This window comes from Nocardiopsis valliformis DSM 45023 (assembly GCF_000340985.1).
GTDB lineage: Bacteria > Actinomycetota > Actinomycetes > Streptosporangiales > Streptosporangiaceae > Nocardiopsis > Nocardiopsis exhalans.
The window spans coordinates 104,045-125,869 of sequence record NZ_ANAZ01000015.1 but is presented as its reverse complement, the minus strand read 5'-3'; the positions used below and the strand labels follow the sequence as shown (position 1 = coordinate 125,869).

Annotated in this window: 22 protein-coding genes; 11 read left to right on the top strand and 11 right to left on the bottom strand. The window is 68.5% G+C overall.

Annotated elements, in window-relative coordinates; all coding sequences use genetic code 11:
- Positions 1-145 precede the first annotated feature (145 nt).
- The 4 genes from glpK to D457_RS0116845 all read right to left on the bottom strand — a co-directional run bounded on the left by glpK (position 146) and on the right by D457_RS0116845 (position 4,671).
- Positions 146-1,645 (bottom strand): glycerol kinase GlpK, encoded by a 1,500-nt coding sequence (glpK, locus tag D457_RS0116860; protein WP_017581850.1) that lies wholly within the window; start codon positions 1,643-1,645, stop codon positions 146-148.
- Positions 1,646-1,997: 352 nt separating this feature from the next.
- The gene (locus D457_RS0116855; protein WP_017581849.1) at positions 1,998-2,786 is read right to left on the bottom strand and encodes an IclR family transcriptional regulator; all 789 of its coding nucleotides are present in this window, start codon (positions 2,784-2,786) and stop codon (positions 1,998-2,000) included.
- Positions 2,787-2,945: 159 nt separating this feature from the next.
- The gene (locus tag D457_RS0116850) at positions 2,946-3,950 is read right to left on the bottom strand and encodes a threonine aldolase family protein (protein ID WP_017581848.1); all 1,005 of its coding nucleotides are present in this window, start codon (positions 3,948-3,950) and stop codon (positions 2,946-2,948) included.
- Positions 3,951-4,038: 88 nt separating this feature from the next.
- Complete coding sequence (locus tag D457_RS0116845) at positions 4,039-4,671, bottom strand: DJ-1/PfpI family protein (RefSeq protein WP_017581847.1); 633 nt, start codon at positions 4,669-4,671, stop codon at positions 4,039-4,041.
- A gap of 341 nt (positions 4,672-5,012) precedes the next feature.
- On the opposite strand from D457_RS0116845, the gene D457_RS0116840 reads away from it, so the two are divergent.
- Positions 5,013-6,389, top strand: coding sequence for a GntP family permease (locus D457_RS0116840; RefSeq protein ID WP_017581846.1), 1,377 nt, complete (start codon positions 5,013-5,015; stop codon positions 6,387-6,389).
- Between the two features lie 45 nt (positions 6,390-6,434).
- On the opposite strand, the gene D457_RS0116835 is transcribed toward D457_RS0116840, so the two are convergent.
- The gene (locus tag D457_RS0116835; protein ID WP_017581845.1) at positions 6,435-7,148 is read right to left on the bottom strand and encodes a FadR/GntR family transcriptional regulator; all 714 of its coding nucleotides are present in this window, start codon (positions 7,146-7,148) and stop codon (positions 6,435-6,437) included.
- 141 nt (positions 7,149-7,289) lie between these two features.
- On the opposite strand from D457_RS0116835, the gene D457_RS0116830 reads away from it, so the two are divergent.
- Both D457_RS0116830 and D457_RS0116825 read left to right on the top strand, forming a co-directional pair.
- Complete coding sequence (locus tag D457_RS0116830) at positions 7,290-7,805, top strand: gluconokinase (RefSeq protein ID WP_017581844.1); 516 nt, start codon at positions 7,290-7,292, stop codon at positions 7,803-7,805.
- Positions 7,806-7,950: 145 nt separating this feature from the next.
- Positions 7,951-8,445, top strand: coding sequence for a hypothetical protein (locus D457_RS0116825; protein ID WP_239646125.1), 495 nt, complete (start codon positions 7,951-7,953; stop codon positions 8,443-8,445).
- A gap of 93 nt (positions 8,446-8,538) precedes the next feature.
- Here the strand turns inward: D457_RS0116825 and D457_RS0116820 are convergent, their stop codons facing one another.
- The gene (locus D457_RS0116820; protein WP_017581842.1) at positions 8,539-8,943 is read right to left on the bottom strand and encodes a hypothetical protein; all 405 of its coding nucleotides are present in this window, start codon (positions 8,941-8,943) and stop codon (positions 8,539-8,541) included.
- A 357-nt stretch (positions 8,944-9,300) separates the two neighbouring features.
- Here D457_RS0116820 and D457_RS0116815 point away from each other — a divergent pair, with 357 nt between their 5' ends.
- From D457_RS0116815 to D457_RS0116795, 5 genes are all read left to right on the top strand, one after another.
- Positions 9,301-10,968: an ABC transporter substrate-binding protein gene (locus tag D457_RS0116815; protein WP_017581841.1), complete on the top strand. Its 1,668-nt coding sequence runs from the start codon at positions 9,301-9,303 to the stop codon at positions 10,966-10,968.
- 261 nt (positions 10,969-11,229) lie between these two features.
- A complete protein-coding gene (locus D457_RS0116810) occupies positions 11,230-12,234 on the top strand; it encodes an ABC transporter permease (RefSeq protein WP_017581840.1) in 1,005 nt (334 codons plus the stop codon).
- A complete protein-coding gene (locus D457_RS0116805) occupies positions 12,234-13,280 on the top strand; it encodes an ABC transporter permease (RefSeq protein ID WP_017581839.1) in 1,047 nt (348 codons plus the stop codon). The genes D457_RS0116810 and D457_RS0116805 overlap by 1 nt, the downstream gene beginning before the upstream one ends.
- Before the next feature lie 2 nt (positions 13,281-13,282).
- Positions 13,283-14,392: an ABC transporter ATP-binding protein gene (locus D457_RS0116800; protein WP_026116729.1), complete on the top strand. Its 1,110-nt coding sequence runs from the start codon at positions 13,283-13,285 to the stop codon at positions 14,390-14,392.
- Entirely contained in the window at positions 14,389-15,498 is a 1,110-nt protein-coding gene (locus tag D457_RS0116795) for an ABC transporter ATP-binding protein (RefSeq protein WP_017581837.1), read from the top strand. Before D457_RS0116800 ends, D457_RS0116795 begins: the two co-directional genes overlap by 4 nt.
- Positions 15,499-15,582: 84 nt before the next feature.
- On the opposite strand, the gene D457_RS0116790 is transcribed toward D457_RS0116795, so the two are convergent.
- Together D457_RS0116790 and D457_RS32715 are read right to left on the bottom strand one after the other, a co-directional pair.
- Positions 15,583-15,825, bottom strand: a complete 243-nt coding sequence (locus tag D457_RS0116790; protein ID WP_017581836.1) for a DUF397 domain-containing protein — start codon at positions 15,823-15,825, stop codon at positions 15,583-15,585.
- Positions 15,822-16,100, bottom strand: a complete 279-nt coding sequence (locus D457_RS32715) for a Scr1 family TA system antitoxin-like transcriptional regulator (RefSeq protein WP_017581835.1) — start codon at positions 16,098-16,100, stop codon at positions 15,822-15,824. Before D457_RS32715 ends, D457_RS0116790 begins: the two co-directional genes overlap by 4 nt.
- Here D457_RS32715 and D457_RS0116780 point away from each other — a divergent pair, their 5' ends adjacent.
- On the top strand, positions 16,101-16,487 hold the full coding sequence (locus tag D457_RS0116780; protein WP_017581834.1) for a hypothetical protein: 387 nt from the start codon (positions 16,101-16,103) through the stop codon (positions 16,485-16,487). It abuts the gene before it with no gap.
- A gap of 143 nt (positions 16,488-16,630) precedes the next feature.
- Here the strand turns inward: D457_RS0116780 and D457_RS0116775 are convergent, their stop codons facing one another.
- The 3 genes from D457_RS0116775 to D457_RS0116760 are packed head-to-tail and all read right to left on the bottom strand — an operon-like array spanning position 16,631 to position 18,941.
- Positions 16,631-17,188: a hypothetical protein gene (locus tag D457_RS0116775; RefSeq protein ID WP_026116728.1), complete on the bottom strand. Its 558-nt coding sequence runs from the start codon at positions 17,186-17,188 to the stop codon at positions 16,631-16,633.
- On the bottom strand, positions 17,185-18,312 hold the full coding sequence (locus D457_RS32710) for a helix-turn-helix domain-containing protein (RefSeq protein ID WP_152514257.1): 1,128 nt from the start codon (positions 18,310-18,312) through the stop codon (positions 17,185-17,187). Before D457_RS32710 ends, D457_RS0116775 begins: the two co-directional genes overlap by 4 nt.
- Before the next feature lie 59 nt (positions 18,313-18,371).
- Positions 18,372-18,941 (bottom strand): GNAT family N-acetyltransferase, encoded by a 570-nt coding sequence (locus D457_RS0116760; protein WP_017581831.1) that lies wholly within the window; start codon positions 18,939-18,941, stop codon positions 18,372-18,374.
- 282 nt (positions 18,942-19,223) lie between these two features.
- Here D457_RS0116760 and D457_RS0116755 point away from each other — a divergent pair, with 282 nt between their 5' ends.
- Entirely contained in the window at positions 19,224-20,012 is a 789-nt protein-coding gene (locus D457_RS0116755; RefSeq protein WP_039831367.1) for a hypothetical protein, read from the top strand.
- Positions 20,013-20,190: 178 nt separating this feature from the next.
- A complete protein-coding gene (locus D457_RS0116750; protein ID WP_017581829.1) occupies positions 20,191-21,822 on the top strand; it encodes a serine hydrolase domain-containing protein in 1,632 nt (543 codons plus the stop codon).
- The last annotated feature ends 3 nt before the right edge of the window (positions 21,823-21,825 follow it).

Below are 21,825 nucleotides of genomic sequence, written 5' to 3'. Positions count from 1 at the left end.
GTCACGGGGCGGCGCCTTGCCCGTTGCGGGCATAATCGGACGCACCCGTCACAGGATGGATGGGCGGGGGCACCGCTCGGTGCCCCCGGATCCGCGCCCCGGGGGTCCCAGGTGGCACTAGTGCCCCCGGGGCGCGGTCGTCTCGTTACTTGTTGTCCTCGTGCTCCACCCAGGAGCGGGTGCGCTGCACGGCCTTGTTCCAGTTGTGGTACTCGCGCTCGCGGACCTCGGAGGCCATCTTCGGGTTCCACTCGGCGGCCTTGTGCCAGTTGGCGCGCAGGGTCTCGATGTCGGGCCAGTAGCCCACCGCGAGCCCCGCCGCGTAGGCCGCGCCCAGGCACGTGGTCTCGGCGACCATCGGTCGCACGACCTCGGCGTCGAGCACGTCGGACAGGATCTGCATGAGCAGGTTGTCCGCGGTCATGCCGCCGTCCACCTTCAGGGTGGTGAGGTCGATCTGGGAGTCGGCGTTCATAGCGTCGACGACCTCGCGGGTCTGCCAGGCCGAGGCCTCCAGGACGGCGCGGGCGATGTGGCCCTTGTTGACGTAGCCGGTCAGGCCGGCGATCACGCCGCGGGCGTCGCTGTCCCAGTGCGGGGCGAACAGGCCGGAGAAGGCCGGGACGATGTAGCAGCCGCCGTTGTCGTCCACGGTGCGCGCGAGCGTCTCGATCTCGGGCGCGGTGGAGATCAGGCCCAGGTTGTCGCGCAGCCACTGGACCAGGGAGCCGGTGACCGCGATGGAGCCTTCGAGCGCGTATACGGCGGGGGCGTCGCCGATCTTGTAGCCCAGCGTGGTGAGCAGGCCGTTGTTGGAGGTCACGGGCTCGGTGCCGGTGTTCATCACCAGGAAGGTGCCGGTGCCGTAGGTGCCCTTGACGTCGCCCGGGTCGAAGCAGGTCTGGCCGAACAGGGCGGCGTGCTGGTCGCCCAGGGAGGCGGCCACGGGGGTGCCCGCCAGGTAGCCGGTGGACTCGCCGTAGACCTCGGAGGAGGAGCGGATCTCCGGCAGCAGGCTGGCCGGGATCTGCATGGCCTCCAGGATCTCGGTGTCCCAGTCCAGGGTGGCCAGGTTCATCAGCATGGTGCGACTGGCGTTGGTCACGTCCGTGACGTGTCGGCCGGTCAGCTTCCAGATGAGCCAGGTGTCCATGGTGCCGAACAGCAGCTCGCCGCGCTCGGCGCGCTCGCGGACGCCCTCGACGTTGTCGAGTAGCCAGCGGATCTTGGGACCGGAGAAGTAGGTGGCCAGGGGCAGGCCGCACTTGGGTCGGAACCTGTCCTGGCCCTCCTGGGTGCCGAGCTCGCGGACGATGTCGTCGGTGCGGGTGTCCTGCCAGACGATGGCGTTGTAGACCGGCTCGCCGGTCTCCTTGTCCCAGAGCAGGGTGGTCTCGCGCTGGTTGGTGATGCCGATGGCGGCGATCTGGTCCGGCGTGATGTCGCTCTTCTGCAGGGACTCCTGGACCACGGCCTCGACGTTGGTCCAGATCTCCAGGGCGTCGTGCTCAACCCACCCCGGCTTCGGGAAGATCTGACGGTGCTCTCGTTGGTCGACCGAGACGATGCGTCCGTCCTGGTCGAAGAGGATGCAGCGGCTCGACGTGGTGCCCTGGTCGATCGCGGCGACGTACTGCTGACTCATCGGTGCTCGCCTTCAAGGTGGACGGGTGCGGAACGGGGTGGGAAACGGTGTGATCGGCGATAGTCACCGAACGACGTACGACATTGACGTATGATTAGGCGATAGTTTCAACCGTCTTTCCTTCCCATGTCAAGGCCGTGTGACGCAATCGTGTTGCGTGGGTCACCAGCTTGGGGCGGTCACTGTCCCAGGACAGGCCCGGACACGGAAAGCACCACTCCGCTGATGGCAGCGAAGTGGTACGAAGTGGACGTCGCCTTGGGGAAGGGGCGGGGATCTGTGACGGTATGTGAGTGCCGGACGGGGTCCGCAGGGTTGTCGGTGGTGACCCCGGATCGGCTTTGGCAGGGCCCTAGTAGGGCGTGACGCCCAGCTCCCGGGAGATCGCGCGGGCGGCGTCGCGGACGTAGGAAACCTGTTCCATGTCGGGCTTTCCGTCCTCGCCGCGCAGGCGCTCGATGGCGCCGCGCACTCCGATGGCGCCGACGGTGACGTTGCGCCGGTCGCGGATGGGGGCGGCGATGGACACCTCGCCCTCGACCAGCTCCTCCGCCTCCCAGCCCCAGCCGCTGTCGCGGATCTCGGTCAGCTGGCCCTCCAGCGCCGCCATGGACGTGACGGTGTGTCGGGTGAAGGCGGTGAGCTCCACCGGGGAGTCGGTCTCCACCGAGGCGACCTCCTCAGGGACGGCCAGCGGGTCGAAGGCCATCAGGGCTTTGCCCAGGGCGGTCGCGTGCAGCGGCAGCAGGGTGCCCACGTCCAGGGTCTGCCGGCTGGAGTCCGGGCGGAAGACGTGGTGTACCACCAGGACCTGGTGCTTGTGCAGGGTGCCGATGCGCACGCTCTCCCCGCTGCGTGAGGCGAGGGTGTCCGCCCAGTTCAGCGCACGGGTGCGCAGCTCGTTGCCGTCCAGGTAACGGGTGCCCAGACTGAGCATCCCGCCGCCCAGGCGGTACCGGCCCGACTCGGGGTCCTGCTCCACGAAACCGACGTGCTGGAGCGTGCGCAGGATGCCCAGGGCTGTCCCCTTGGGCAGCTCCAGGGAGCGGGAGACCTCCGCCAGGCTCAGTCCGCGGGCGCCACTGGCCAGGAGCCGGAGGATCGCGGCGGCGCGTTCGATGGACTGGATTCTTCCCGGCATTGCGGTGCTACCACTCTCTAGTACGACAATGTCATACGCCAGATGCTACTACGCGATGTGATGCGCAACACCTGCCGGTGCCCCTTCGTTGCGCGAGATCGGCCAAGTGTACTGACGGGCACCCGCGCTGACCTGCGGTCGGGCGAGGTCATGGGCGGATCAGAGTTCGGCCGCGGCCCGGGTGATCGCCTTCGCGGCGTCCTCGACGTCGCTGTCGGTGATTTCCAGGCGCAGCACCAACCGGACCCGGGAACCGCCGCCGAGTGCCCGCACGCCCTGGGCGGCGAAGGCCTCCAGGTACTCCGCGGCCCGTCCCTCAGGGGTCCGGATCAGCACCATGTTGGTCTGCGCCCGCACGGACAGCCCCGGCAGGCCCTCCAGTAGTCCGGCCAACCGGGCCGCGCGCTCGTGGTCCTCCACGACCCGCTCCCGGTGGTGGCGCAGCGCGTGCAGGGCGCCCGCCGCGATGATCCCCGCCTGCCGCATGCCCGCGCCCAGCAGCTTGCGGCCGCGCCGGGCCCGCCGGATCGTGTCGGTGTCACCGGCCAGCGCCGAACCCACCGGCGCGCCCAGGCCCTTGGAGAAGCAGACCGACACCGTGTCGAAGCCCGCGGCCACCGCGGCGGGGGAGACCTCCAGGTGGGTGGCGGCGTTCCACAGTCGGGCGCCGTCCAGGTGGGCCTTCAACCCGTGCGTGTGCGCGAAATCCGTCACCCGCCGCTGCTCAGTCAGCGGGACCACCCGGCCGCTGAAGGTGTTCTCCAGCCACAACAGGGCCGGGTCGGCGCGGTGGACGTCGCCGAGCCCCGAGATCCAGGTGTCCAGAAGCTCCTGCGCGGGGAAGGGGTCGCCCGAGTACAGCCGCGGCAGTACCCGGGAGAGCACCACCGCGGCGCCCTGCTCGTCGCCGATGAGGTGGTGGTTTTCGTGCGCCCACACCTCCTCGCCGCTGCGCGTGGACACGTACAGCCCGAGCTGGTTGGCCATGTGCCCGGAGGGGACGTAGAGCGCGGCCTCGCGCCCGAGCAGGGCCGCGGTCTCCTCCTCCAGCGCCCGCACGGTCGGGTCCTCGCCGAACACGTCGTCGCCGACCTCGGCCTCGGCCATGGCCCGGCGCATGTCGGGGGTGGGGCGGGTCAGGGTGTCCGAGCGCAGGTCGATCAAGGTTTCTCCTCCGTTGGGAACGCTGCCATGACGATACTCGGCGTGGTTCGGACCGCCTCGGGGCAGGTCTCCTTCCCCTGCCCTCCCCTCAGGTCTCCTCCATGAGGATCAGGTAGGCGTCCTCGTCGTGCAGGGCGTGCAGCCGATACCAGGCCTGCAGGGCGCGCGGGCTGAGGACGTCGAGCTTGGCCAGGATCTCCCGGGCGAACTCGACCGGCGCGGTGGCCCCGGCCGTGATGAGGTCGTCGTCGGTGACCGCCAACTCGGACCGGTACCGGTGCCCGCCCGCGTACCCGGTGCCCAGAAGGTAGCCCGGTGCGGAGCTGGTGTGGTCCCGGTGGTCGAGCAGCCCTTCCCTGGCTAGCCCGGCGGTGGCCCCGCAGATCGCGGCCACCGGCACCCCGGCGTCGAGGAAGATGCCCGCCGCCGAGGCCAGCGGCGCCATCGTCTCGGGCGCCCAGTCCCAGTCGGGGGAGCCGGGCAGGACGAGCATCGCGCTGGCCGAGGGCTTGAGCTGGGGCAGCGTGAGGTCGGGCAGGACCGTCACCCCGCCCATCGTGGTCACCGGCGCACCGGTCAGCCCCACGGTGACGACCCCGAGGCTCCCCGCCCCGTGCGGCCCTAGCCCAGATCTCACCTGCGCGATCGCATGCCCGTACTGCCAGTCGGCCATTCCGTCGTAGACGGCGAGGTGGAGGGAGGGGGCGGGATCAGCGCTCATGGCATGAGGTTGGGGTCTCGGCTGGCGGGGTGTCAATTTTCGGCCACCGGCTTCTGCACAGCGGCCCCATCAGCCTCCGGTTTTATTCATGAGTGCCGTGAAAATACCGGCCTGTCCGGCCAGGTGGCATCTTGCCCGGATGGTTGACCGGAGGGTGGCAGCCGGGGGCACTTCGACGGATTTCAGGCCTGTGACCTGGGTCTCTCTCACAAAATCGAAACCTCGTGTTCACACGGGCTCACAAATGGTATTACCATTCACTCAGCTTGGCTCAAGAGCAGGTCAAGGGCGTGTTCAGCCACGGCCAAGCACCACTGTCCCGTCCACTGGAAGGCTCCGTCGTGGAGAACTTCGAACCCGTCTACGGCACGGGTCCCCTTCTCGGGATCGCGGCGGGTGCCATCGCGCTCCTGCTGTTCCTGATCATCCGCTTCAAGTTGCACGCGTTCATCGCACTGGTCCTGGTCAGCGTGCTCACCGCGCTGGCCGCGGGGATTCCGGTGGACGGGGTCGTGCCCACCCTGCTGGACGGCTTCGGCGGCACCCTCGCCAACGTCGCCCTACTGGTGGGCCTGGGCGTGATGATCGGCCGGATGTTGGAGGTCACCGGCGGTGCCGCCGTCCTGGCCGGTGCGCTGATCAAGCTGTTCGGTGAGAAGCGCGCCCCGCTGGCCCTCGGCGTGGCCTCACTGCTCTTCGGCTTCCCGATCTTCTTCGACGTTGGCCTCGTCGTGATGCTGCCGATCGTCTTCAGCGTCGCCCGCCGCGTGGGCGGTTCCGTGCTCACGTACGCGCTGCCCACCGCCGGCGCCTTCGCGGTCATGCACGCCTTCGTGCCGCCGCACCCCGGACCGGTCACCGCCGCCGTGGAGATCGGCGCGGACATGGGGCTGACCCTGCTGGTCGGCGCAGTCCTGGCCATCCCCACCTGGTACCTGGCCAGCTACCTCTACGGCCTGTGGGCGGGCAAGCGCTTCGAGCTCCCCGTCCCGGACGACATCATGGGCAACGGCGACGTCAAGCACGAGAACCCGCCGCACCTGCTCACCGTGCTCAGCATCCTGCTCCTGCCGATGCTGCTCATCTTCGCCAACACCGGAACCGGTACCCTCACCGCGACCGGAACCGTTTCCGAGGACCTGTTCTGGGTCCAGGCCCTCCAGCTCGTCGGCGCCACCCCCATCGCGCTGCTCATCACCGTGCTCTACGCGATGGTGGTGCTCAGCAACGGCCGCTTCACCCGCCAGCGGGTCGAGGAGATCGTTGGCGGCGCGCTCGGCCCCGTCTGCGGCATCATCCTGATCACCGGCGCGGGCGGTATGTTCGGCGGCGTCCTGCGGGCCAGCGGCATCGGCGACGCCCTCGCCGGGAGCCTGGAGGGCACGGGCATGCCGGTCATCGTCGCGGCGTTCATCATCGCGCTGGCCCTGCGCGTCGCCCAGGGGTCGGCCACGGTCGCCATCACTACCGCGGCGGGCCTGATCGCCCCGGCGGTGCAGGCCACCTCCGGGCTCAGCTCCATCGACCTCGCGCTGATCGTGATCGCGATCGCCTCCGGCGCCACCGCGCTCTCGCACGTCAACGACTCCGGGTTCTGGCTGGTCGGCCGTTTCCTGGGGATGGACGTCAAGACCACGCTGAAGACCTGGACGGTCATGGAGACCCTCATCGGCTTCATCGGCTTCGGGTTCGCCTTCGGCCTCTACCTGGTCCTGTAGGGCACGCGTTCGGCCGGGCCGGTGGGCGGGCCGCCGGTAGCCGAGTCAGCGGACGGGCTCCGTACCGTCTTTGCGGAGCGCGTCCGCGACCTCGGTGACGATGGACCGCATCGCCGCCTCCGCCACGTCGGGCAGACCGTCCCGGATGGCCTGCGCCACCGCCGTGTGCAGGCGCAGCGCCTCCGGACGGGGGTTGTGCGGCATCAGGTCGTAGGAGGTGCGGCCGACCAGCACCTCGGTGACCACCTCGGCCAGGCCGGACAGCATCTCGTTGCCCGACAGCTCCAGGATGCGGCGGTGGAAGGTGATGTCGAGCTCCATGAAGGTGGTGAGCTCACCGGCCTGGCCGGTCAGGGTCATCTGCTCGGCCACCACCACCAGCTGGGCCCGCTCGTCGTCGGGGCCGCGCTCGGCCGCCAGAGCGGCGGCGCCCGGCTCCACGGCGGCGCGGAGCTCGTTGAGGGAGCGCAGCTGGTCCATCCGGCCCGAACCGGCCAGGCGCCAGCGGATGAGCTGGGGGTCGAACACACTCCAGTCCCGCTGGGGCCGGACCCGGATCCCGGTCCTGGGACGGCTCACGACCAGCCGCATCGACTCCAGGACGCGCACCGCCTCGCGGGCGACCGTTCGGGACACGCCGAAGTCCTGCTCCAGGCCCTGGAGCGTGAAGGCGTGGCCGGGGGTGTAGTCCCCGGCGGCGATCGCCGGGCCGAGTACCGCCAGCACCCGGTTGTGCAGCGTTCGGTGCTCGGTGGCCATCTCGTCCCTCGCAGTTTCCAGGATTCCTCGTATGACGACCGGAACCGGTCGGGGGTCAGGCTGAAGCCTAGCCCGATTGATTGATACCACTATTGGTGGCGGCGTCGCGGTCGGGCGGCGGGCCAAGATATCGGAGAGACCATGCACTTTGTCTTCATGGGCGTATCTGGCAGCGGTAAGACCAGTGTCGCCGAGCGCATCGCTGACCGGTTGGAGCTCCCCTTCGCGGAGGCTGACGCCTTCCATCCCGAGGCCAACATCACGAAGATGTCGGCCGGGGTTCCGCTGACCGACGGGGACCGCTGGCCCTGGCTGCGCGAACTGGCCGACTGGATCGGCGCCCACGAGGCGCTGGGGGAGTCGACGGTGATGGCCTGCTCGGCGCTCAAGCGCACCTACCGGGACGTGCTGCGCTCCGGGGCTCCCGACGTGCACTTCCTGCACATGCACGGGCCCTCGGAGGTGATCTGGGGGCGGATCGCCGCCCGTGAGGACCACTTCATGCCACCCGCGCTCCTGCGGTCGCAGCTGGAGACCCTCCAGCGGCTCGACCCGGACGAGGCGGGGCTGGAGCTCGACGTGCGCGGCGACCTGGACGCGCTCAACGCCGAGGCGCTGGCGTACGTGTCCGGGCAGCTGAGCTCCGCCCAGACCTGAGCGGTCCAGACCTGAGCGGTCCAGACCTGAGCCGCTCAGCCCCGATTCGGGGTTTTCGTGGCTTTTGGTGATGGTTTGGCGACCGTGTGTGTGGGAGTGTGGGCTCCACTTGTGTAGTGCGCCCGGGCACGCGACCCTGTTCGTCATGCAAGACTCCCAAACGTCCCCTATATCCTCCGCCGTTCGGCCCTTCAACGTGGTCCCGCCCCCTCGGCAGAGCCTTCTCGCCGCGCGCCGTGCGGGCGTGCGGCCCCCGCAGGACGTTCGGCAGACCTGTGTACTGATGTTCGTCACCGCCGTCGCGTACGTCGTGCTGGGCTACCAGACCTGGACGATGCTGGAGGCGGGCGCGCCCAGTCCGGTCGTGACCGACCTGTGGATCCTGCTGGTCGTGTCCGGGCTGACCGCCTTCGGGATGGCCGTGCTGGCGCTGCCGGTGCGGCGCGCCGGTCACGTGCTGTGGCGCTCGGCCCAGTTCGGGGCGCTGGTCGCCCTCGGTGCGGCCGTGTCCGCGCTGCACATGTCGGCCAGGCTGGCAGACACACAGATGCTGCTGTTCGGGCTGTTCGTGTCGTTCTTCGCCATCATCGTCAACATCGCGCTGTGGAGCACCAACGTGCGCCGCTGGTGCGAACTGTAGGCCTTCTGGGGTCGGTAACCGAGGGCCCGGTGGCGCTGAGGAACTCCTCGGTGCCACCGGGCCCTTTCGTCTCTCAAGCCTCAGGGGCGCCGGTCAGTCCTCCTCCTCGCCGTCGGCCAGGACGTGCAGGCGGGCCAGGTGCTCGCTGTCGTCCTCGCCGTGGCGGACCGTGTAGACCTCGCGCGCCTCGTCGGCGATGTCGCCGACCTCGTCCTCGAAGCCGTAGTCGAGGAGGTCGTCCAGCAGGTCGAGCGCGCGGTGCAGCGGATCCCCGTCGTCGGGGTCCTCTGCTGCCTCCTGCGGTGAGTGGCCCGTGACCCGGGCCAGTACGGCACCTCGGGCCTCCTCCACTGCGCTCTCCGCTCCGGCCGCGGCGCTCAGTCGGATGCGGGTGATGGGGTCCTCGTCGGCGATGAGCATCAGCTGCTCGGCCAGCCAGGTGCTGTCCTGGCCTTCGAGGAACGCGGTGAGGTCCGCGTCGTCAAGGGGAGTGTCCATCCGCAGATCATAGGACGAACGGGACCCGGCCGGCGCCCGGGCCCCGTTTTCCGGAGGGAAACAGAAAGCGGACATTATGGCCAATACGTTAATTCATCCCATGATCTGACGATGGGCTTTGGAATTGTGCTCGTGTGAATACCCAATGTCACCGGAGTGGGGCGTGGGTGACTCAGGGGGAGGTGGTGCTCAGTTAAACACATGCGGACCAAAAACACGCCTATGGATCACGGCACAGATCTGAAACGGTTGTATTAATACCCAGCCGTCTATCTTCCCAGGCGGTCCCGGGCCGGTTTAGGGTCCGAGCATCGTTCAGGGCCTCAAACCCCCCGTCCCCCATCACTGAGGTGGACCATGTTCACGAAGTCTTCCCGAAAGCCGCTCGGCCTCGTGGCCGTAGCGGCGTCGCTCACTCTGGTGGCGACAGCCTGTGCGGAGAGCGACCGAGGCGGCGCAGGCGGCGGCGACGAGCAGCCGTTCGTCTTCGCCTCGGCCGGTGACATCGCATCGCTCGACCCCTTCCTCGCGACTGACGGAGAGACCTTCCGTTACAGCCGCCAGGTTTTCGAAACCCTTCTGGAGCACGAATCCGGCGGTTCCGAAATCATCGGCGGACTGGCCGAGACCTGGGACCAGTCCGAGGACGGTACCGTCTGGACCTTCGGCCTCCGCGACGGCGTGGAGTTCCACGACGGCGACGAACTGAACGCCGAAGCGGTCTGCGCCAATTTCGACCGCTGGTTCAATCTGACCGGTGCCTACCAGAGCTCCAACAACTCCTATTACTGGCAGAAGATCTTCGGCGGATTCGCGGAGAACGACGAGGACCACGCCCCGCCGGAGCCGCGTTTCGTCTCCTGTGACGCCGAGGACGAACTCACCGTCGTCATCGAGGTCAGCGAGTACTCCTCCCTCTACCCGGGCGGTTTCAGCCTCGCGGCCTTCGGCATCATGAGCCCCAGCAGCCTGGAGGCCATGGAGGGCCAGGAGATCGGCGGTGAGGAGGGCAACCCCACCCTGCCCGAGTACAGCCAGGTCCCGGGGACGGTCGCCGGTACCGGTCCGTTCACGGTGGAGGAATGGAACCAGGACCAGAGCGAGATCACCTTCAACCGCTTCGACGGTTACTGGGGAGACCCGGCGGGCTTCGAGACGATGATCATCCGGGCCATCCCGGACGAGAACGCCCGCCGCCAGGCCCTGGAGGCCAACGACATCCACGGGTACGACCTGGTCGCCCCCGCCGACGTCGCCCCGCTCCAGGACGCGGGCTTCGAGGTGCCCACCCGCGACGTGTTCAACGTCCTCTACCTGGCCTACCAGCAGGACCACGAGGCCCTGGCCGACCTGGAGGTCCGTGAGGCCCTCGCACACGCGGTCAACCGCCAGCGCATCGTGGACACCATCCTGCCCGAGGGCGGCGAGGTCGCCACGCAGTTCCACCCGGACACCCTCGACGGCTGGTCCCCCAATGTGCGCGAGTTCGAGTACGACTCCGAGCTCGCCCAGGAGAAGCTCGCCGACGCGGGTTACGAGGACCTCGAGATCGAGTTCTGTTACCCGACCGAGGTGACCCGCCCGTACATGCCCGCTCCCAAGGACATCTTCGACGTCATCACCGAGGACCTCCAGGAAGCCGGCGTGACCGTTGAGGCCACGAGCTATGAGTGGGCCGAGTACATCAACCAGACCGACAGCGGCAACTGCCCGCTCTACCTGCTCGGCTGGACCGGTGACTACAACGACGCCTACAACTTCATCGGCACCTGGTTCGCCGGGCCGAGCAGCGCCTGGGGCCTGGACGACCAGGAGCTCTTCGACAAGATGGAAGAGGTGAGCGGTAACCCCGACGAGGAAGAGCGCGTCGCCGGTTACCAGGAGCTCAACGAGATGGTGATGGACGTCCTGCCCGGGCTGCCCATCTCCAGCTCCCCGCCCTCCATCGCGTTCTCCGGGGACGTCAACCCGCCGAACGTCAGCCCGCTGACCCAGGAGAACTTCGCCGAGGCCTCCTGGAAGTAGGGCAGCAGGCAGAACCTCCTCTCCCTGACCCGAGAGCTGTGTTCACCGGGCCCGGCCGGTCCTGACCGGTCGGGCCCTCGCACGGCGGGCCCTGTATGACGGCCCCGCACGGTCACTCCCCTCCCCACGGCGGCCCCGTCCCCCCACGGAACCCCGCCGCGCCCCTCGGGGAACCCCCGAAGGACCATCCGTTCATCCCGCCACACCCCGGCGGGGACGCTTCGCGTCCATCGTTCCCACCACTGGCGAAAGGCGGCGAAGGTGCTGCGATTCATCGTCAGGCGACTCCTACAGCTGATCCCGACACTCGGCGGCCTGTCGATCCTGCTGTTCGTCTGGCTCCAAAGACTTCCGGGCGGACCGGAGTACGCCCTCCTCCCCGACGACGCGACCGCGGAGCAACGCGCTGCTCTGCGCCGCTCGCTCGGCCTGGACGAACCCCTCGCGGTTCAGTACCTGTCCTTCCTCGGCAGGATCGTCCAGGGGGACCTGGGAACCTCACTCCAGACCAGCCGACCGGTCCTGGACGAGTTCTTCCTCCGTTTCCCGGCCACGTTCGAACTGGCCGTGACCGCGATGCTCATCGCCGTCACTGTCGGTCTGCCCCTGGGCTACCTGGCGGCGCGCAAACGCGGCACCGTGCTGGACTTCGCCGCGGTCGGCGGCTCCCTCCTGGGCATCTGTACCCCCGTCTTCTTCCTGGCGTTCATCCTCAAGGTGATCTTCGCTGAGAACCTCGGGTGGTTCCCGTCGGCCTTCCGGCTCTCCCCGGGGCTGAGCCGTACCGATATCACCGGGTTCGTCGTCCTGGACGGCCTCATGACCCGCGAGTGGGACGTGGTCGCCGACGCCCTCGCGCACCTGGTCCTGCCGGGGCTGGCACTGGCCTCCATCCCGTTGGCCGTTATCACTCGCATGACCCGCGCCAGCGTCCTGGAGGTCATGGGCGAGGACTACGTCCGCACCGCCAACGCCAAGGGTCTGCACCGCACCACGGTGCGCACCCGCCACGTGCTGCGCAACGCCCTGCTGCCGGTGGTCACGGCCGTCGGTTTGCTCGCGGGCAGTCTCTTCGCCGGGGCTGTCCTCACCGAGAGCGTCTTCGCCTTCCCCGGCATCGGCTCCTTCGTCTACGCGGCCACCCAGACCCGTGACTACCCGGTGCTCACCGGGTTCATCCTGCTCATCGCCACCATGTACGTGTTCATCAACCTCCTGGTCGACATCTCGTACAGCCTCCTCGACCCGAGAGTGCGGGCCCAGTGATGCCTACGACACCGAGTTCGAACCCGTCCGAGGTTCCGGACGCGACCGGGGCTCCGGACGCGACCGGGGCCGAAGAGAAGATCCCGTTCCACAAGCGCAAGGCCGCCAAGGTCGACCGCCTCGCCGAGCTCATGGGCGACCGCGGCGACGACGGCCACGGCTCCGGGATCTGGCGCGAGGCCTTCCAACGGATGCGCCGCAGCCCCATGGCGATCACCGGCGCGGTCATCGTCGCGCTGTTCGTCGTCATCGCGCTTTTCTCACCGCTCATCGCGCCCTACAGCCCCACCTCCCAGGCCTGGGGCAACGAGGTCTTCCCCAACCGCAACGAGTTCGTCGGCCCGCGTGCCGGGAACTGGCTCGGCCTGGACCACCTGGGCCGGGACATGTTCTCCCGCATGGTGATCGGCGCCCGCCAGACCCTGCTGGTCGGTGTGGTCGCCACCCTCGTCGGCTTCTTCTTCGGCGCGATCCTCGGAGGCCTCGCCGGGGCCTGCTCGGTGCTGGGCGGACGCTGGGGGCGCCAGGTCGACAACGTCGTCATGCGTGTCATCGACATGATGTTGGCCATGCCGACCCTGCTGCTCGCCGTCACCGTCGCCGCCCTGGTCGGTCCCAGCCTCACCACGGTCATGATCGCGGTCGGTATCGCCCAGATCCCGATCTTCGCCCGTCTGCTGCGCGGCGCGATGATCTCCCAGGGCAACCGCGAGTACGTGCTGGCCGCCCAGGCGCTGGGCGTGCGCAAGCGCAAGATCGCCCTCACCCACATCCTGCCCAACTCCATGGGTCCGGTGATCGTGCAGTCCACGCTCACCCTGGCGACCGCCATCATCGACGCGGCCGCACTGTCCTACCTGGGCCTGGGCAACCCGGACGCGAACTTCCCCGAGTGGGGAACGATGCTCTCCGAAGCCCAGCGGTTCCTGTCCAGCGCACCGTCCCTGGCCGTCTACCCGGCCCTGGGCATCATCATCACCGCACTCGGCTTCACCCTGCTGGGTGAGTCGCTGCGTGAAGCGCTCGACCCGAAGTTGAGGAAGTGACCATGAGTTCCAGCACGCCGCTGTTGGCGGTGGACGAGCTGTCCGTGGCGTTCCACCGCAGAGGGCACGGGGAGACCCGCGCCGTCGATGGGGTCTCCTTCACCCTGGAAGAAGGAAAGGTCACCGGCCTGGTCGGTGAGTCCGGTTGCGGCAAGAGTGTCACTTCCCTGGCCCTCATGGGGTTGCTCCCGGACCGGGGCGTGAAGGTCGGCGGCAGCGCCGTCATGCGTCTGTCCGACCGGGGCGAGGAGGTCGTGGAGGCGGACCTGCTCCGCATCTCCAACCGCCGAATGCGCGACCTGCGCGGCTCCCAGCTGGCGATGATCTTCCAGGACCCGCTCAGCTCGCTCAACCCGGTGGTCCCCATCGGCGTCCAGGTCACCGAGATCCTCAAACGCCACCGTGGGATGCGCGGCACGCCCGCCCGCAAGGAAGCCGTCGACCTGCTCTACCGGGTGGGCATCCCCGATCCCGACCGCCGCCTGAACGAGTACCCCCACCAGCTGTCCGGCGGGATGCGCCAGCGCGCGCTCATCGCGATGGCGGTGGCCTGCAAACCGCGGCTGATGATCGCCGACGAACCCACCACCGCGCTGGACGTCACCATCCAGGCCCAGATCCTGGAACTACTCAAGGACCTGGTCACCGAGGAGGGCACGGCCCTGCTCATGATCACCCACGACCTCGGAGTGGTGGCCGGGCTCTGCGACGACATCAACGTCCTGTACGCGGGCCGGGCCGTGGAGACCGCCCAGCGCGGTCCCCTGTTCGCCGCCCCCACTCACCCGTACACGGTGGGCCTGCTCGGCTCCATCCCCCGCCTGGACGCGCCGCGCGGCGAACCGCTGACCCCGGTGCGCGGTTCGGTCAACGACAACATCGCCTGGACGGACGGGTGCGCGTTCGCCCCCCGCTGTGACCACTACACGATGGAGTGCCTCCAGGGGCCGCCCCCGCTGGTCCAGGTGGCCAACGGTGCCGGAGAAGGCGACGACGCGGGCTCGGCACACGTTCACCGCTGTGTGAACCCCATCAGCCACGCCGCCGTGGTGGACCGGGCCGTACTGGAGAGCCCGGCCGTGGCGGGCGACGACGAGGAGGAGCGGGGATGAGCCTGCTGGAGATCAAGGACCTCAAGGTCCACTTCCCGATCAAACGCGGCGTGATCATCGACCGCACCGTCGGGCACGTGCGCGCCGTGGACGGGGTCTCGCTCAGCATCGAGCCGGGTCAGACCTACGGCCTGGTCGGCGAGTCCGGCTGCGGCAAGACCACCCTGGGCCGCGCGGTCCTGCGGCTGAACCAGATCACCGAGGGTGAGGTGTGGTTCGACGGGCGCGACCTTGCCCGTCTCGACTCGGAGTCGATGCGCCGCGAGCGCGCCAAGCTCCAGATGGTCTTCCAGGACCCGCTGGGCAGCCTCAACCCGCGCCAGAACATCGGCTCCATCCTCCTGGAGGGCCTGCAGACCCACGGGATCGGCGGCCCCTCCGACGAGGAGGCCAAGGGCCTCAGCCGGAGCCAGCGGCGCAGCCGGACCACGCAGGACCAGCACCGCCGCGTGGTGGACGCTCTGGAACGCGTGGGACTGTCCGCCAAGGCATTGCAGCGCTACCCGCACGAGTTCTCCGGCGGCCAGCGCCAGCGCATCGGCATCGCCCGGGCTCTGGTGCTGGAGCCCGACCTGATCATCTGCGACGAGCCGGTCTCGGCCCTGGACGTGTCGATCCAGGCGCAGGTGCTCAACCTGCTGGAGGAGCTTCAGGAGGAACTGGGCTTGACCTACCTGGTCATCGCGCACGACCTCGCCGTGGTGCGGCACGTGAGCGACGTCGTGGGGGTGATGTACCTGGGCTCGATGGTCGAGGAGGCCACCAGCGACGAGCTGTACGAAACCCCGGTACACCCGTACACCCGGTCCCTGATGTCGGCCGTGCCGGTCCCGGACCCGACGGTGGAGGACACCCGCGAGCGCATCCTGCTCGCCGGTGACCTGCCCTCGCCCGCGAACCCGCCCACGGGCTGCCGATTCCATACCCGGTGCCCGTGGCGTCAGGAGGAGCTCTGCGACACCGAGCGCCCGGAACTGCGCCCGCTGCACGGTGACCAAGGCAGCGGTACCCACCGGGTGGCCTGCCACTACGCGGAGCAGATCCTGTCCGGCGAGATCCAGCCGAGCGAGGACAAGGCAGAGCGCATCGTCCACGGCGCGAGCTGATCCACGGCCCAACGCACGCGCGGGAGCCCCTGGGAGTCAGGGGCGCCCGCGCGTCGTCTCACAGGTTCATGGCCTGTCCGGAAGTTACCGAGAGAGTGCGGTCCTGAGGAAACCCGCCCACTCGAAGGCAGCGAAGGGGATGTGCCCAGCCTCGGGATGCTTCGAGTCCCGGACGGCTGCGCCGCAGGGTAGCTCGGCCACCTCGACACAGTCTTCTCCGGTTCCGCTGTAGCTGCTCTTTCGGAACCTCGCGGGGATGTGCGCGACTTCCACACAGTTCTGGCTGGCGCCGCTGTAGCTGCTCTTCCGGAACACAAGGCTTGTCACGTTACGTCCTCAAGTGATGCAGAAAGTTCGTAGATGAAGTCTATGGTTTGAGCGACAGTGAGCGAAGCGTTGTGCGCTTCTCTCCACATTGCGTCATACGTCCTGATCTCGTCCTGTCCTTCAACAAACACGCAGTAAGTGTGGGTCTCGGCATAGCCGACGGTGGGGTCTGCTGCCTCAGAGAACTCCATGATCTGGAAGCCGCCCAGGTTCGCCGCATGCATGCCAGCGGAGGAGGGGAGGGCATGGATGGAGATGTTTGGCCTAGTCGCCATGTGGGCGAGGTGAAGCAGCTGTTCTCGCATCGCTTCGCTCACCACCACCCTCAACGGACGCCTTCGGCGCAGTACTCGCCTCCGTGCACCCACCCCTCCTGCCGGGAGCGCCGCGCCGAACGCCTTCCCCGGCTGGGCGGCCACCGCTCGGAGTACGCCAGCGAGCACACCCAGGCCGCCCGCATCCAGGCCCGCTACCGCCGCCTGGTGATCTGGTGGGGTGAGAGCACACGATCCTTCTGGGTCGCCAACCCCGCTGGCCTGGAGGAGGCCACTGACATCGACGCCCTCCTGGTGCTGCTCTGGCCGCACACCGATCCACCCACCACCCGCCCCTGGGCCCAGAACCTGGGCCGCCCCCGCCCCCGCGTCCCGGCCGCGGTCTGATCACCCAGCACCACCAAGCCGTCGGGGAGCGCGGCCTTGGCCGGAACCATTCGGCCAAGGCGGCGCCAGGCCCTGGTTCATCCGCTCGCTGAGCGGATCGCGCGCGTTGTCTTCGTCTGGCGGGCAGTGGGGGAGGGCCGGGCTCAGTTCTCGTTCGGGGAGATGATCCCGTGTTCGTTCGCCCATACCTCGAACCCACCAGGAGGGAACGGAAGATGGTACTTGGTCTCGATGAGGTGATCCGCCAAGCTGCCCACCATGGCCGTGGTGAGTAGACCTGCACGGATGGCTTCACAAAGCAGACCGAGAGTTCCCTGGCAAGCGATGCCGGCGTCCTGGGCGAGATTCCGGGCTGCACGGTCATCAATCACCGCGGTGGCCTTGTGTGCTTGTGCGTAGGCGAGGACCGAACACTCGCCCACATTCCGGCTTCCCGAAACGAGGAATTCGGAAAAGTGAGCGAAGGACGCGATCTCGGTGCCCGAAACCAGAGAGTGCTTTTTCGTCCACTCCGCGTTCAGGACCTGCTGAAGGTGGGGTCTAGAGTGCGAGCCCTGCCGCAGCTCGTGTTCGACCGCGTCGGTGATGACCACCGCACGGGGAGCAGCCACTGTGCGCAACACACCGAGCCATCCGGCTTCCGCCAGATGGCTGAGGGGGCCTGTATCAAGGACGAGCTCGTCAACGGAAGGTTCGCTCATGAAACGAACTGCCATATCGCCGACTCGTTCAGCTTCGGAAGCTCTGGAAGTTCCGCTGTCTCCCAGGTGCCCATCAAAAGGTCCAGAGCGCGCTCCTCGCTGATCTTCTCGGAGGTGAACAGGCGCAGCACAGCCGCTTCGTACACACGCGGCAGCGGCTTCTTCGGGAGCTCGTCCGAACTGACGAGGTCATGTTCCACGATGTCTGCCTTGGTGGTCCTGGTCGTTCGCACCTGAGCGGCCTGCGCACCGCTGATCAGTTCGAGCTCGCGGAGCCGACGTGCCAACGTGGACATGTCAACCCGGAAGTGACTCGCCACTCGAACTGCGGCCGCACGAAGACCGTTCTCCGTATTGCCTCCACAGACTTCCCAATTCTCTTCCAGAGAAATGTCCGGTAGTAGAAGGGATCGCGCGAACCGGTCCATCAACTGCTCATGAAAGCCTCGATTCGTGCTTCCGTCGATGCGCCAGTCGACCGTGTACTCATCCGCGACGAGCACATGCCCCAGTTCATGTGCGAGGGACAGGCGTCGACGGCCCACGCGGAGGCCGCCGTTCACGACCGCGACGGCGCCAGCGTCCAGGAGAACACTGGCTGCATCGGCGGCGTCACGTCCCAGATTGACGATGAATGGGAGGAGACCGGCACGAATTACTTTCGTGCCGAGGTCGTGCAACGGTTCGCTCTGTCCCACGCCGAGCAACTCGCGGGCTTCGCGCGCGAGCTTATCCGCTTCCTCCCGGCTCCCGGGCAGAGGAAATTCGGGAGGTCGTCTCACCTTGTCGCGGAACTCGGTGTCGTTGCGCGCGACGAATTCCACGGCGCGGACCCGGCGCTCCACCTCGGCATCGATGCGTGGACTGGGCTCGCCAGGATCCGTGACGTTGCGATGGGACACGATCGCGGGCGGAGTGTCCTCGACGAACCACTCGATTCGCTCACCAAGGGCCTCGGCTACCTGGGCCAGCTCCAGCGCAGTCAGGCGACGGCTGCCGTTTTCCATCTTGGCGAGAACCGACCTGTTCACACCGATGGCCTGGGACAGTTCGGCCTGTGTGAGACCTGCACGCTGGCGTGCTTGGGACACCCGGAGGCCTAGCTCAGTGGAGTTGAGGACCATGTGTTCCATATTAGAACACTCCTGTATTCGGGACTAGCCTTCCGCCGCCTTTGCCGAAATCAGAGGTTCACCGGGCGGACGAACCTTCGGCACACGTGCACTCTCCCGAACTCTGCGCGCATACGTTCCTCGTCCGAGATGTCGGCGTGGAAGAAGACACGGCGAACACCGCGGCCCATCCGAGGCGAGACCGCCTTCCCGGCCTCCGTGCCGACGGCGTAGACGTGCAGGTGGTGGTCCTGGTCGGTGAAACCCATCGCCCGGTACCAGGCCACGGTGGCCTCGTCGTCGCGGGTCCATGCCTCGACCGTGTCGAACCCGTCCGCCCTCAGCCGATCCAACAGGGCCTCCAACAAGCGTCGCCCCACGCCCCGGCCCTGGTGGTCCGGGTGGACGGCGATGGTGTCGATCATCGCCGTACCTTCCTCCAACTGGGCGTCCACCAGTCCCACGAGGGTGCCCTGGTAGACCGCGACGAGCTCCGCCGAAGGGCGGTCGAAACGGGGCTTGGCGGTTTCGGCGTTGTCGAAGTAGGAGGTGTAAAGGAAGGACAGGACCCGGCAGCGCAGCCACTGGTCCTCGTCGGAGGGGCGGTAGGGGCGGATCTCCAAGTTGGTCACGGCGGCCATTCTCATCGGCGGGAAGCCCTGGAGCCAAAGAGTTTTCGTCCGGGTGGAGCTCTCGTGTGCCTCGGCCCCGCGCGGGCGTGCCCCCTGAGCAGGCAATACCGGGACGTCACCGCTCGCCACCGCGAGACGCCGGTTTTCCGAGCGGAGTCTCTCAATCGTGATTTTCCGGTTATGGGTTTGTCGGCTGTGGCAGAGGGGAACGAGAGTAAGTTTCTTGAGTCACCCCTTCCACTCCTGTCCACACCCGTCTCGGTGGACCCCGTCATTTCACAGGAGTCCCTCGTGTTCAATCCCTCTGACGCCGGCGCGTTCGGCGTCCGGCTCTTCGGCGCCGCAGCCCTCACGGCCGGGCTCGTTCTCAGTGCGGGAACTGCCGCCGTCGCTGCGCCCGGCGACAACGGCACCGTCAAGATCCACAACCCCGAAACCCCTGACGAGGACAACCGCAACGAGCCCAAGGTCTGCGAGTTCAAGGTCGTCGCCTTCGGCTTCGACGCGGGCCAGGAGGTCTCCTGGGAGATCCTGACCCACGGCGGACCGCCCAACTCGCGCACCGTCGAGCTTGAGGGTGAGCTCGTCCTCGACGAGGAGGGGGCTGGCAGCACCGAGCTCCTCAACCTCGACAACGGCCACTACAAGCTCGAGTGGAGCTTCGACGGGCAGAAGGGCAAGGGCGGCAAGCACAAGGTCTTCAAGGTCGACTGCCCCGAGGAGGACGGCGAGACCGAGCCGAGCCCCACCCCGGAGCCGAGCCCCACTCCGACCGATGAGCCGGAGACGGAGAACCCGGACACCCCGGAGACCCCCGAGAACCCGGACACCCCGGACGAGGGCAAGACCCCCGGCGAGGAGACCGACCTGCCCGAGGACGGCTCCGAGGAGGAGCCCGAGCCCACCACCCCCGTCACCGAGGCTGGCCCGGGCCAGGAGAAGGACGGTAGCGACCTGGCCGTGACCGGTTCGGCCCTGGCCGGTCTGGTGGCCGCCGGCGCCCTTGCCGCCGCCGGTGGCGGCGCGGCCCTGTACATGAGCCGTAAGCGCCGCGCTGGGGGCACCGACTCCGAGGCGTAGACCGCTGGCTCCGGATGGCCCCGTCCGGAGCCGCACGGGGGCGGGACCGGTACTCCGGTCCCGCCCTTCGCCGTACCCGGGGAGGCCGTGCCATGACATCCAGCACGGTGACAGGACCGGTGGGGCCGTGACCTCCGTGACTGGTGGCACGGGGCGGCGCCCCTGAAGAATCGGAGACATGACCCCCTCTGACGCGCAGCACACTCCGCAGGACCAGGACCAGCCCGCCCCCGGACAGTCCGTCCCCGAGCGCCCCGGGAAGCGGCCCCGGGCAGAGGCGGCGCCGCGCAACGTACTGCTGGTGGCCCTCGCGGTCGGCGCGGTGGCAGCCCTGGCCGCGGTCCTGCTCTTCCCGCTCCTGCCGCACCGTTCCCCGACTCCGGCGGTGGAGTTCGAGGGTGACGTGCCCTTGGCCGCGGACGTCTCGGCCGCCCTGGACCCCGACCGGGTGCAGGGCCTGGCCGTCGCCCGGTTCTCCAACGACGTCCCCGAGCAGGTCGAGTGGGTGACCGCGGGCACCGCTGACGGCACGGCGCCGGTCACCACGACCACCCCGTTCGAGACCGGCTCGGTGTTCAAGGTCTTCACCGCGATGACCCTCGCCGACATGGTGGCCGAAGGGGAGACCTCCCTGGACCGCACTGTCGGCGAGATCTTCCCGGACACCGAGTTCGCCGACCCGGCCATCGCCGAGGCCACGCTGGAGGACCTGGCCACCCACCACGCCGGGTTCGTCACGCAGATGGAGGAGGGCCTGCTCGGGGCGCTGCGCAGGAACGCCTGGGGTGACTCCTACCGCCAGGCGGTGCCGCCGCTGGAGTTCGCCGCCACCACGCAGGCAGCTGCCCCCGGCAGCTTCATGTACAGCAACGCCGGGTACGCGCTCCTGGGTGAGGCCCTGGCCGAGGAATCCGGTACCCCCTACCCGGAGCTGGTGCGCGAACGGGTCCTGGACCCACTGGGTCTGGACACGACCGTGATCAGCGATGCCGGGGTGCCCGAGGGCGGGGCCGGTCCGTACACCGAGCCCGGGTCGCGGGTCCAGGACTGGCGCAACACCGACTACGCGGCCGCCGGGGTCGCGACCTGGGGCACCCCCGAGGACCTGGTCCGCTTCATGACCGCGGTGGCCGAGGGCGAAGCGCCCGGAATGGCTGCTCTGGAACCCGTCCACGAGACGGTCGATTTCGATGTTCCGCAGGCGGAGCCTGAGGGACTCGGTATCGCGCTCGGCTGGCGTCTGCTCGACGTGCCGGACGTCGGTCAGGTGACCTGGCACAGCGGTGGTTCCTTCGGTAGCCGCACCATGGTCGCCACGGACGGGGAACAGTCGGTGGTGGTCATGGCCAACAGCTTCAGCGTCGAGGCCCCGGCTCTCGCCTTCCAGCTGCTCGGCGACGACCCCCAGCGGATCCCCGGCAGCCCGGTACCGGTGAAGCTGCTCGTGTCCTACGCCGCGGTGATGGTCCCCGCCGGGCTCCTGCTCGCCCTGGTGCTGCGCCGCCGAACCCTGGTCACGCAGCGGCCGCTGGACCGGTTGCGAACCGTCTCGCTCACCCTCGGCGCCCTGGCCTGGAACCTGCTGGGGCTGCGGCACGGGGACTGGGTCGGCACCCCCGCGTTCGTCTGGGCCCTGGGCCTCGGTCTGATCGCCGCCGCGGTCACCGTCGGCGCCTGGCACTGGCGCCGGGTTCCGGTGGAGACGGGCCGCTTCCGCTGGCTGCACGTGACGGTGTTCGTCCTGTCGTTGCTCTTCTCCCTCGGCCTGGGCACTCTGATGGCCTGGGGCCTGGCGGTCGCCTGGTCCTGACCC